The following is a 12,242-nucleotide window of genomic DNA, read 5'->3' as shown; positions in this document are numbered from 1 at the left end:
ATTCCTCAATGTTTATCTTTAGTTTCTGCAATCTGACGCAAAATTTTACGAGGGTTGATCGCATTAAGAGACGCAAATGAGACTTGAAACAACTCAAATCTTATAAATAACAACTGATACTCCATGGCATTTATAGATTATTACAAAATTTTGGGCATTAATAAATCGGCCACCACCGCCGAAATCAAGAAAGCCTACCGGAAATTGGCGCGCAAGTACCATCCTGATGTCAACCCAAATGATAAAACTTCAGAACAGAAGTTCAAGGAAATAAATGAAGCCAATGAAGTATTGAGTGACACCGAAAATCGCAAAAAATACGACAAGTACGGTAAAGATTGGCAACATGGTGATGCTTATGAGCAAGCGCAGCGCCAACAACAATCACAACGTCAATATCAACAACAAGATTACGGTGGCGGCAACTATGGTGGCGGTAATTTCTCTGGAGGCGATTTTTCAGATTTCTTTGAGTCGATGTTTGGAGGAGGTGGTGGCACCTCACAAGGTCGTGGTAGAACTGCCGGATTTAGGGGTCAGGATTTCAATGCAGAATTGCAGCTCGACCTGAAGGAGGTTTACGAAACACAGAAAAGAGTATTGACCGTTAATGGAAAAAATATCAGATTGACCATTCCTGCTGGTGTTGACAACGGCCAGGTTATCAAAATACCTGGCAAAGGAGGCCCTGGCGCCAATGGTGGACCAAACGGCGATTTACTGATTCAATTCAACATTGGAAATAGCACAAAATTTAAGAGAGATGGATCCAATTTGTATGCTACAGAAGCTATTGATCTCTATACCGCAATTTTAGGCGGGGAGGTTACCGTTGACACTTTTGATGGTAAAGTCAAATTAAAAGTCAAACCTGAAACGCAAAGCGGCACCAAAGTTAAACTCAAAGGTAAAGGCTTCCCTATTTATAAAAAGGAAGGACATTTTGGCGATCTTTATATTACCTATGACATTGAAATGCCGACCAAGCTTTCTGACAAAGAAAAAGAACTGTTCAATGAACTTAAAAATTTAAAATCATGACTACAGAAATCTATATCCCAATAAAGACCCTGTGCTCCCATTACAAGGTGGAAACTTCTTTCTTTCAAGGTTTAAATGAGTATGGACTGATTGAAATAACCAGCGTTGAACAATCACCGTGCGTCCATAAAAATAACATTAAGGGTCTGGAAGCAATGATACGATTACATCACGATTTGGACATTAATTTTGAAGGCATTGATACGGTATTGAATCTCTTGGAAAAAATTAATGATCTGCAGGAGGAATTGGTTGCTACAAAAAACAGATTACGGATTTTTGAGGAGTAAACTCCAAAAGGAATTTACTTGAAATTCGCTATCCTAAAGATTATAATCTTCACAAGCCATTAACGCGCTCTAGATCATTAACATATATGGTTGGGTTGATTTCCAAACCTTATCCATAAACATTGCAGTTTCAAAACATCTCTCCAAGAAATCAATTCTTAAAAAAACAAGTAACAGTTGTGGCCGTAACGTGTTTAACGTCTTAGTTTCTATAGTAAACTAACCCCACACAATTTCTCAATACATGCTATCCCTATTTGACGTATTATGAAACTAAGCAACATCCATCTCTTGTGATTTTTCTTCTATTTGAGTTGAGTACATATAAATTACCCTCATTTGGGAGATTACAATAATCCTGCTTCGATATGATATTTATCATTTCTTAAACTCTATTTATTACCCAACTTTGTATCATAATATTAAAAATAGACTATTATGAGTATTACTAAAAATATTGCCAAACCCCTTTTGAGCTTCCTAGTTTTGCTCATCTTATCAACTCCACAAGTTTTTTCACAAACGTATGACCTGAATAATTCAGCGTCAAAACTTACGATCTCTGGAACCTCCAGTTTACATGATTGGGATATTGATGTCGAACAACAAAAAGGTCAAATTGTCTTGAACATGGCCAATGAATTGAAGATAGAAAAATTGACTCTTGACGTTATTGCCGAAAGCTTAAAGAGTGGTAAAGGCGGCATGGATAAAAACACTTATAAGGCCTTAAATACAAATAAACACAAATCCATCGCCTTCCAACTAACCGATGTGAAAGAAATTAAGGCTTCAGGAACTGACAGCTATAAAGTTGAGGTTGCTGGAAATTTAACCGTAGCCGGAGTGACCAAAAAAACCAGTTTACATTTAGACATGCTAGTCACTTCCAATAAGGTGACTTTAAAAGGCAACAAGTCCTTTAAAATGACTGATTTCGGCATAAAACCTCCTAAAGCGCTTTTTGGAACTATTACTACCGGAGATGACATTACTATAACATTCGATACCATTCTAAATAAATAATCAAATAAGTTAACAACCAAAAATTAAAAAAATCATAAGACCATGAATGCACTAATTAAAAACTCAGCAATCGCATTAGTACTTCTTGCAGGAGTTAGTACGTATGCCCAAAAAAACGACAGAAGTATTGACAATTATAGAGAGCCTGACAAAAACGGCATCAATGTTTTTGAAAGCCCTAAAGACACGATTTCCACTTTTGACAATGTCAAAGTAAGAATTGGAGGTTCTTCAACACTCCAGTACCAAGCAATAGATCACAGCAATACAAACCCTACCATTATTGTTGAAGGGGCGCCTACAAATCCTTATCAACTTAAGGAAATTGGCTATAACTTTAATTTGGCTACCGCAAATTTAGACTTGGATGTAGCACTTTATGACGGTGTTAGAATGCACTTACGCACCTATTTATCATCTCGTCACCATCCAGAACCTTATGTTAAAGGAGGGTATTTTCAAATTGATAAACTAGAATTTATCAAAGAAGGATTTTTAGAAAACTTCATGAAATATGCTACTATTAAAATTGGGCATATGGAGAATAATTACGGTGATGCACACTTTAGAAGAAGTGATAATGCACAAGCCATTTATAATCCATTTGTAGGGAATTTAATTATGGATGCTTTCACAACTGAGGTTGGAGCAGAATTGTTATTGAGAAAAAATGGTTTTATCGGAATGATAGGAATGGCTAATGGTAAATTGAATCAATCTATCAACAAATCAGCTAACGGAACTACAGGAGGTGCTTCATTTTTGGCAAAACTTGGATATGACAAACAGATTAATGAAGATTTAAGATTCCGATTAACTGGATCGATCTATAACACAGGCTATGTTCCAAATTCATATCTGTATTCTGCAGATAGAGCTGGTTCTCGATACTATGGGGTGATGATTCCTGCAACGGCATCAGGTGATGACTTTAGATCAGGTAGATACAATCCTAATTTAAGAAATCAGATTACTGCCATCATGATCAATCCATTCATAAAATACAAAGGACTTGAGTTCTTTGGAACTATCGAAACAGCTAATGGCAAAGGTGCTTCAGAAGTAGAAGAACGAACAGCCAATCAGTTTTCGGGTGAGCTCATTTACCGATTTGGTAATAACGAAAACTTCTACATTGGAAGTCGCTATAACAAAGTTGATTCTGAAGAAGCGAGCGGAGATGATGTGGAGATTTCAAGATTTCAGGTCGCTGGAGGTTGGTTCATGACAAAAAATATTCTTATGAAAGTTGAATACGTAAGCCAAAAGTATGATGGGTACAAGGCTACAAGCAACTTCGCAGATGGCAAGTTTAATGGACTAGTGGCTGAGGCTGTAATTAGTTTCTAATAAAGAGTATTGTTACTATTGGCGAACCTCAATTTTTTAGTAGTCCACTAAATAATTGAGGTTTGTTTTTTTAAGAATATATTGTAATCCTATAATACCTAGTACCATGAAAAGATTACTTTTTATTTTACCGTTTCTTGTTTTGGTTTCTTTTTCTAAGATAAACCCAGCAAAAACCAGTACATCGGTCCTTATCACTCCTCAAAGTGAATTGCACATTAAAGGTACCAGTAACGTTTCTGACTTTACATGTCAATACAACATACAAAACCTTGATGAGCCCATCCGTGTTCATTATGAAAAGCTAAATGATGTTATAAGATTTGAGAACTCCATGCTCATTTTAGAAAACAATGGCTTTGATTGTGGCGGAAAAGGAATCAATAGAGATTTTCACGGTTTATTAAAGTCAGATGAATATCCTAGAATAATTCTCAGATTAAAACAAATCAATTTAAAACCAAATAAGGAACATACAGCTGATGCCCAAATTGAGATTGAAATAGCCGGTTTGACACATACTTATCACATGGAAACAGAATTCCATCAGAAAGAAGATTGGCATATTTCTGGTCAATTAAAATTGAACATAAAGGATTTTGGCCTCAAAGCACCTAAAAAAATGCTTGGTCTTATCGTCGTTTCAAAGGAAATCCAAATCAATTTTGATCTGATAATAAAAGAGTGTTGATACTATTTCTCAAAAAAATTAATGCTTTATAAAATCACTGGTACGGTGCTAAAAGTTTTAAGCCTTCTTTTAAAAATTCGTATATTCTTCTGATCTATTTTAAATAATACTTTTATAAAAAACCTCTTCGAATTTTTCATATTTTTATCCAATGAGAAAAGTTCTATTACTATGCAGTATCGTTTTTGTGTTGTCAGGGTGTGAGAACGAAGAGAAAAGCATCGATAGCTTTACACCTGTTAATTGGGAGAAACACCTCGCAAATTTAAAAGAAAGCGACAGCCTAATTAGAGGTAGTAGTTACCTATCAGTTTATTCAGAAATCTACAGTATTACAGAGCATAGAAGCATCAATTTGACCGTAACGGCGAGCATAAGAAACGTCAGCTCCACAGATACTATCTATGTGGAAAGCGCCAATTACTTTAATACCGCAGGCGATTTGATCAGAACCTATGTTGATCATCCTATCTTTCTAAAACCCTTAGAGACTATTGAAATTGTCATTAATGAAAAAGACACGCATGGCGGCAGTGGTGCCAATTTTATATTTGAATGGGCCCATAAAAAAGAACGTTATGGCCCTACTTTTGACGCCGTAATGATTTCCACTTCTGGTCAACAAGGCATTTCATTCACTACACAAGGTGTAAACCGTTAAACAGTTAACGGAGAAGGTTTAAAACTTCAGGCATAGTCTTGAAGGTTACCGTCGCTTTTCCTTCAAGTTCATTATTATAATCATGCGCCGTAAAACCGAACACATCAAATCCGCCCCTTTTAGCAGCGGTAACGCCGGTAACACTATCTTCAATCACCACACACTCCTGTGGCGTGAATCCCATGGTTTTTGCTGCCCATAAAAAAACGGCAGGATCGGGTTTCCACTTTTCAATTTCGTGACAGCTAAATATTTTATTCTCAAAATAAGGCAATAGCCCAGTAAGCTCTAAATTAAGCCTGATCTTGTTTTCAGGACCACTGGAAGCAACACAAAATGGAATACTCAACTGATCTAAAACTTCTTGAATACCTTCTACAGCTTTAATATTTTTTTTAAACGAATCAAAACTTCGTTCCCTGAAGTTTGCAATAAAACCTTGAGGAAGCGCCTGAGTGACCAATTCTGAAATTTTATCATGACAATTCTGTATGGAATCACCCTTAAAATGTCTCAAAGCGTAGTCCAAATCAATAGCGGCGCCAAGTTCATTTGCCATTTCTACCAACACTTGGTTGGAGATGGTCTCACTATCTACTAAAACGCCATCACAATCAAAAATAATACATTTGTACTTAGACATCACTAAGGCGTTGAATTGGAAACTTGAAGCAGTTTTCCGTTGTAAAATTTCTGTCCCTTTAGTGAGAAATCGACAATGTAATCTGCTATTTCTTCTGGAGTCGTTGGGGCTTTGTATCCTGGAAAAGCTTCTTCCAACATTTCAGTTTGTACAGCACCAAGAGCCAAGACATTAAATGAAATCCCAGAATCTTTATATTCTTCTGCAAGCAATTCTGTTAAGGTAATCACTGCCGCTTTGCTAGAACTGTAGGTTGCAAGTCCCGGAAACTTCATGCTCCCTTGAACGCCTCCCATAGAGCTCATGGTTACCACATGACTGTTTTTTGCCAGATATGGAATGAGAACCCTTGTCAACTCTGCCATACCATAAACGTTGGTGCGATACACCTCTTCAAAATCGGTGGTTGTCGTAGTTGCAAAAGGTTTGTTGAGCAATAGGCCTGCGTTATTGATCAACACATCCACGTGTTCCCAATGTTCAGAGATATGGTTCTCCACTTTTTGATAGGCTTCAGGATCTCCTAAATCAAAACAAAATGCGGATACATTTGGCAATTTTAAGGCTTTTACAGGACCATCGTTTCTGGACAATGCCAAAACCTGATGTCCTTGCTTTGCAAATAATTTTACCAATTCATAGCCTATACCTCTGCTAGTACCTGTGATGATGATATGTTTACTCATTCATTTTAATTTCTTGGGTTGCTGTATTACTCATAGTTTCAAAGGCAGGAATTAGCCTGTTTACCAAATCGGCCATAAATTCATAGTCCATTTTATCGGCTTCATCGCCTACTTTATGGTAATGGTCAAAATTAGTAAAATCAAAAGTAGAAATAGCATGGGAAGGCTTGTTAAAGGCTTTATAAAAAGGATAATTATCAGAACGGTAAAATAACTGGAACTCCTTGGCTTTTGGCAGTAATCCTAAAAGATTATAATCGACGTAGTCATTCATTTTTGGCGCCATATTAGAAAGGTCAAAGCCTGTAAAATAGGCATCATACTCTTTATCAACCATGGGCACACCAATCATCTCAAAATTGATCATGGTGTAGAGGTTAATATCTTGTTCTTTTAAACGTGCAGCCAAATGTTTTGATCCCAATAGGCCCATTTCTTCACCAGAATATAGGGTAAAGAGAATACTGCGTTTGTTGTTCTTTTTAGTGGCAAAATAACGCGCCATTGCCAACACCGCTGCCACTCCTGTAGCATCATCATTGGCACCATTGGCAATCGTATCACCATCAACTTCTTCTCCAAAACCGATATGGTCATAATGTGCACCAATAATAATGATTTCTTTTTTGAGTTCGGGATCGTTCCCCTCTATAAAACCAACCACATTGTAGGCTTCCATGCCCTTTGCTTTATAGAAGTCCCGATACGTTTCAAAGTATGGTTTTACATTGTAAGATTTCAATTTATTTTCAATATAAACGGCTGCTTTTTCAATACCTGCTGAACCTGTAGCTCGACCTTGCAAGTCATCACTAGCTAAATAAGAAACGCTTTCTTTAAGCTCAGCACTTGTAACGAACTCTAAGGTTTTGTTTGCTGGTATTTGCTCAGTCATTGCCAGATTTATGGTGTTGGTTTCCGGAGACTCCTGAATCTTGGTTTTACAAGACACCATGGCTAAAAGAACAGTGATAAAAAGTATATGTTTCATTTGATTTTTTATTTAATTTTAAAGATAAAAAAAATCCTGCTTCAAACCCGATAGGCATCAGGAGAATCAGGATTTTCTTCTATTATAAAAACTTTTTTTAGCACTCTGATCTAAGAACAGAAGCTAAAAAATAATTTTAAGCTATACTAACATCGTTACCGGATTTTCAATAAATCCTTTTAACGTTTGAAGGAATTGTGCTCCAGTAGCACCATCAACCGTTCTATGATCACATGCCAAAGAAAGTTTCATAGTATGGCCTACAACAATTTGTCCATTTTTTACAACTGGCTTTTCAACAATAGTACCCACTGATAAAATTGCGGAATTTGGTTGGTTAATGATTGATGTGAAACTCTCAATCCCAAACATACCCAAGTTAGAAACCGTAAAAGTACTGCCTTCCATCTCTTGAGGAGTTAATTTTTTGTTTCTTGAGCGTGCTGCGAAATCCTTAACTGCGGCCCCAATTTGAGGTAAGCTTTGCTCGTTAGCAAATTTTACAACTGGCACAACCAAGCCATCTTCAACTGCAACCGCCACGCCAATGTGAACATGGTTGTTCAATCTCATTTTGTCAGCAAACCATTGAGAATTGACTTGTGGATGCTGTTTCAATGCCAAGGCACAAGCCTTAACAATCATATCATTGAATGAAATTTTAGTATCAGGAATAGAATTGAATTGTTCTCTAAAAGCCAGGGCGTTGGCCATATCAAACTCTACGTTTAAATAGTAATGTGGTGCCGTGAACTTAGATTCTACCAAACGTTTTGCAATCACTTTACGCATTTGCGAGTTTGGTTTTTCATCAAAATCTTCTTGACCTGATGGTACAAATTTACCAACCGTAGCTGGAGAGCTGGCACTAGGCGTAAAGTTTTCAATATCGCGCTTAATGACGCGTCCATTTTCTCCAGAACCTTTTACTTCTGAGATATTAATACCTTTTTCTTCAGCCATTTTTTTGGCCAAAGGCGATACGAATACACGACTAGAGTCTGAAGTTGAACTTGAACTTGAACTTGAAGCTTCTTTTTTTTCTTCTTTTGCAGGTGCCTTAGCGGTTTCTTTTTTATTAGAGTCGGCGCTTTCCTTTTTAGGAGCAGCTTCTTTTTTCTCAGAACCTGCTGTCTTAAAGTTTTTGGCGATAGCAGCAGCGTCAGTTCCTTTAGGACCAATGATGGCCAACAGTGAATCTACTTTTGCTGATTCGCCTTCTTGTAATCCTATATAAAGTAAGGTTCCAGATTGGAAGGATTCAAATTCCATTGTAGCCTTATCGGTTTCAATTTCAGCAAGGATATCGCCTTCTTCAACAGTATCGCCTTCTTTTTTAATCCAAGTTGCTACAGTGCCCTCTTCCATGGTATCACTCAAACGTGGCATGGTCACAACCGTAACGCCTTCTGGCAACTCATCAGAACTATCCTCATTTTCAGAGTCCTGTTCGTCATCAGCGTCATCTTTTGAATCCTCTTCTTTTTCAGATTTGGAATCCTCTTTTTTATCAGAATCAGATTTTTCAGAAGGTTCCTTAGCTTCCTTTTCAGAAGATTTGTCCGCTGACTTTTCTTCTTTTTTATCAGATGATCCACCATCAATCAGGTCAGAAATGTCTTCACCTTCTTCACCAATAATAGCCAACAATTTATCAACCTTAGTAGTTTCTCCTTCTTTAATGCCAATATAAAGCAATGTGCCTTCATGAAAAGATTCGAAGTCCATAGTGGCTTTATCTGTTTCAATTTCAGCCAAAATATCGCCTTCCTCAATCTTATCCCCTACCTTCTTTAACCACGTTGCCACAGTTCCTTCTTCCATGGTATCACTCAAACGCGGCATATTTATTACTTCTGCCATAGCTTATATTTTATGTTGTATAAATGGATAATCTTCCTGCTCATAAACCGCATCATACATGAGGCTTTTTTCAGGATATGGAGACTCGTCAGCGAATTTTTCACATTCCGCAACTTGCTCCTTCACACGTTTATCAATTTTTTTAAGATCATCCTCAGAAGCGTATTTCTCTTCAAGTATAATGTCTTTGACTTGTGTTATAGGGTCGATTTTTTGGTATTCTTTAACTTCATCCTTTGTTCTGTAATGCTGAGCATCACTCATGGAATGTCCTCTGTATCGGTATGTTTTTAACTCCAGAAATGTTGGGCCGTCACCACGTCTTGCGCGTTGAATAGCTTCATCAAATGCTTCCGCCACTTTTACAGGATTCATCCCATCAACCGGTCCGCAAGGCATTTCATAACCCAAACCAAGTTTCCAAATATCTGTATGGTTGGCAGTTCGTGCTACTGAAGTCCCCATGGCATATCCGTTGTTTTCACAAACAAATACCACCGGCAATTTCCATAGCATGGCCAAGTTGAACGATTCATGTAATGAGCCTTGACGTGCCGCACCATCACCAAAACAACAGATGGTTACCGCATCAATACCATGGTACTGATCGCCAAAAGCAATTCCAGCGCCCAACGGAATTTGACCACCTACAATCCCGTGACCTCCATAAAAACGATGTTCTTTAGAAAAGATATGCATGGAGCCCCCAAGACCTTGAGAAGTTCCTGTGGCCTTCCCATATAACTCAGCCATAACACGCTTTGGGTCTACACCCATGCCAATAGGCTGAACGTGGTTACGATAGGCCGTGATCATTTTATCTTTAGTAAGGTCCATGGCGTGCAAAGCACCAGCCAAAACAGCTTCCTGCCCATTGTACAAGTGAAGAAAACCTCTTACTTTTTGTTGAATATAGACTGCAGCAAGCTTGTCTTCAAACTTTCTCCAGAACAACATGTCTTCATACCATTTAAGGTAAACCTCTTTCGTTATTTTTTGCATTCGAAATAATTTCTAAAAAATTAAATACATTAATCATTAGGGTTTAGAGAACTGAAGATCCCGCCAGATGCGAGATTAGTTCAACTACAAAGTTTTGGTTTGTTTTTTCAAACTATCAAAAGTTGTACTTCACTAAACGAATAGCAAAAGTAACACTTTAAGCAGTAATGAAAAAACTGAAAATCGTAAATTTTGTACGAAATCGTTATAGAAATGCTTTACCAAATACTAAAGGCAGCAGATTTTCCAAAGAATGTGATTTTACAACTTTCCCCTTCTCTCCCATAAAATAGAGTTCAATAGGCCTGTTTTGCTTTACCTCATATTCGGCAATAGACTGACGGCAGGCGCCACAAGGCGGAACTGGAGCATCAGTAACTTTCATTTTTGATCCAGCAATAATTGCCATTCTAACCATGGGCACATCAGGATATTGGGCTCCGGCATAAAAGATTGCCGTCCGTTCTGCACATAGACCTGACGGATAAGATGCATTTTCTTGATTGCTACCCGTTACAATCTCATTATTTTCTAGAAGAATGGCTGCGCCAACACTAAAGTTTGAGTAGGGTGAATAGGATTTTTCCCGTGCTTCCATAGCCTTTTCCATTAAGGAAACCACATCTTTTGGAAGTTCATCTAAACTATCATAAACAGTAAGTAGGGATTCAATTTTAATTTCCTTCATAGGTTTTATATCTATTCTTAAAAATACGACGCTTTTTTAGACAAAAAAACTATTGTCTTTTAATTAACAATAGTTTGTTTTTGTAATCCGGTAGTTATAAATCGTTACTAATATTCACGATACTCGCCATCTCCAAAGTTGAACGTCAAGGAAAAACGCAAGGTATTTTCCAACGGACTCTGAACCTTTGAAGCCGAGAACAAATAAGACATGTCAATATTGATGGTGGTGTATTTAAAACCTGCTCCTAAAGCAAAAAACTTACGCGCCCCTTTATCTTCGCTTTCGTTAAAGTATCCTAATCTAAACGCAAAAGCGTCCTGGTACTTGTATTCAGTACCTAAAGCCCAAGTAAATTCTTTCAGCTCTTCACTAAATCCATCTGGTGCATCTCCAAAAGATTGGAAGACGCCTTGAAGAAAGCCCACATCTTGAGATTGGCCTCTTACGATAAATGTTGGTTCATTGCCGTCCTGTCTTCCATTTGCATTAGTGTCTTCATAACCAATGACCGGAGGTGTTGGCACCAATAATTTAGTAACCTCAGCAGTGACACTCAAGGTATTGTAATCATCAAAAATAAAGTCAAAACCACCGCCCAATCTCAAGTTGGTTGGTAAAAAGTTTTCACGACCACCATCATCATACCTGATTTTTGGACCTAAATTTTGAATAGCAAAGCCTAATCGGGTTCTTCCGTTAAAGCTGTCATAAGCCTCTTCTTCACTTTGATAATATCCAGAAATATCAACAGCAACTGAACTTGCAGCATTTGCTGTATTGTCCAACGCTTGTATTTTCAAATCGGAACGCAGATAACGCATGCCAACAGCCATTGAAAATTGAGAACCCAATCTTAAAGCGTAAGAGGCATCAATAGTTAACTCATTTGGTTTTGCGATGATGGCTTCAGAAAATTCATCCTGAACCAATTCAATTTCTCCTAAACTGAAGTATTTGAAACTTGCAGCAAAAGCACTATTTTCATTAAGTCTATTAAAATAAGTTACATTTCCTAAGAAAATGTCATTGACCAATTTGCTTAAATAGGGCGTATAACTCACACCTATTCCTGATTTTGATTCAGAAAACGCATATTTGGATTGGTTCCATTGTTGCGAATACGCATCTACAGAAGTGGCAACCCCAATATCTCCCATACCCGCAGCGCGTGCATCTGATGCAATAAGTAAAAATGGTGTTCCGGTGGTGATCACTCTACTGGCATCTGGCTGAATAATGACAACCTCCTGTGCTGAAGAAAAATTATAAATGGTCAACGTGATAAGCGCTAGTACGTATTTTTTCAT

The 12,242-nt window shown here is 37.6% G+C and carries 13 protein-coding genes; 6 read left to right on the top strand and 7 right to left on the bottom strand.

The window, feature by feature from the left end; genetic code table 11:
• Positions 1–123 precede the first annotated feature (123 nt).
• From A9996_RS07760 to A9996_RS07735, 6 genes are all read left to right on the top strand, one after another.
• A complete protein-coding gene (locus A9996_RS07760) occupies positions 124–1,041 on the top strand; it encodes a DnaJ C-terminal domain-containing protein (RefSeq protein ID WP_066432928.1) in 918 nt (305 codons plus the stop codon).
• Positions 1,038–1,331, top strand: coding sequence for a chaperone modulator CbpM (locus A9996_RS07755; RefSeq protein WP_111626037.1), 294 nt, complete (start codon positions 1,038–1,040; stop codon positions 1,329–1,331). The genes A9996_RS07760 and A9996_RS07755 overlap by 4 nt, the downstream gene beginning before the upstream one ends.
• A 438-nt stretch (positions 1,332–1,769) precedes the next feature.
• Positions 1,770–2,357 carry a YceI family protein gene (locus A9996_RS07750; protein ID WP_066432923.1) on the top strand — a complete coding sequence of 196 codons (588 nt, stop codon included), beginning with the start codon at positions 1,770–1,772 and terminating at the stop codon, positions 2,355–2,357.
• Between the two features lie 42 nt (positions 2,358–2,399).
• Complete coding sequence (locus tag A9996_RS07745) at positions 2,400–3,707, top strand: hypothetical protein (RefSeq protein ID WP_066432922.1); 1,308 nt, start codon at positions 2,400–2,402, stop codon at positions 3,705–3,707.
• Positions 3,708–3,813: 106 nt separating this feature from the next.
• A complete protein-coding gene (locus A9996_RS07740) occupies positions 3,814–4,398 on the top strand; it encodes a YceI family protein (RefSeq protein WP_066432921.1) in 585 nt (194 codons plus the stop codon).
• Between the two features lie 151 nt (positions 4,399–4,549).
• Positions 4,550–5,059 (top strand): DUF3124 domain-containing protein, encoded by a 510-nt coding sequence (locus A9996_RS07735; RefSeq protein ID WP_066432918.1) that lies wholly within the window; start codon positions 4,550–4,552, stop codon positions 5,057–5,059.
• Positions 5,060–5,063: 4 nt separating this feature from the next.
• Here the strand turns inward: A9996_RS07735 and A9996_RS07730 are convergent, their stop codons facing one another.
• The 7 genes from A9996_RS07730 to porV all read right to left on the bottom strand — a co-directional run bounded on the left by A9996_RS07730 (position 5,064) and on the right by porV (position 12,242).
• Entirely contained in the window at positions 5,064–5,702 is a 639-nt protein-coding gene (locus tag A9996_RS07730; RefSeq protein WP_066432913.1) for an HAD family hydrolase, read from the bottom strand.
• A gap of 2 nt (positions 5,703–5,704) precedes the next feature.
• Complete coding sequence (locus A9996_RS07725) at positions 5,705–6,388, bottom strand: SDR family NAD(P)-dependent oxidoreductase (protein ID WP_066432911.1); 684 nt, start codon at positions 6,386–6,388, stop codon at positions 5,705–5,707.
• Positions 6,381–7,379: a M28 family metallopeptidase gene (locus tag A9996_RS07720; RefSeq protein ID WP_066432910.1), complete on the bottom strand. Its 999-nt coding sequence runs from the start codon at positions 7,377–7,379 to the stop codon at positions 6,381–6,383. Before A9996_RS07720 ends, A9996_RS07725 begins: the two co-directional genes overlap by 8 nt.
• 141 nt (positions 7,380–7,520) lie before the next feature.
• Positions 7,521–9,242: a pyruvate dehydrogenase complex dihydrolipoamide acetyltransferase gene (locus A9996_RS07715; protein WP_066432908.1), complete on the bottom strand. Its 1,722-nt coding sequence runs from the start codon at positions 9,240–9,242 to the stop codon at positions 7,521–7,523.
• A 3-nt stretch (positions 9,243–9,245) separates the two neighbouring features.
• Positions 9,246–10,244 carry a pyruvate dehydrogenase (acetyl-transferring) E1 component subunit alpha gene (gene pdhA, locus A9996_RS07710; RefSeq protein WP_066432903.1) on the bottom strand — a complete coding sequence of 333 codons (999 nt, stop codon included), beginning with the start codon at positions 10,242–10,244 and terminating at the stop codon, positions 9,246–9,248.
• Between the two features lie 205 nt (positions 10,245–10,449).
• Complete coding sequence (gene cdd / locus A9996_RS07705; protein WP_066432902.1) at positions 10,450–10,932, bottom strand: cytidine deaminase; 483 nt, start codon at positions 10,930–10,932, stop codon at positions 10,450–10,452.
• Between the two features lie 107 nt (positions 10,933–11,039).
• Complete coding sequence (porV, locus tag A9996_RS07700; protein ID WP_066432901.1) at positions 11,040–12,242, bottom strand: type IX secretion system outer membrane channel protein PorV; 1,203 nt, start codon at positions 12,240–12,242, stop codon at positions 11,040–11,042.

It is taken from the genome of Gelidibacter algens (assembly GCF_001678675.1).
GTDB classification, from domain to species: Bacteria; Bacteroidota; Bacteroidia; order Flavobacteriales; family Flavobacteriaceae; genus Gelidibacter; species Gelidibacter algens.
This window is presented reverse-complemented; position numbering and strand designations above follow the sequence as displayed.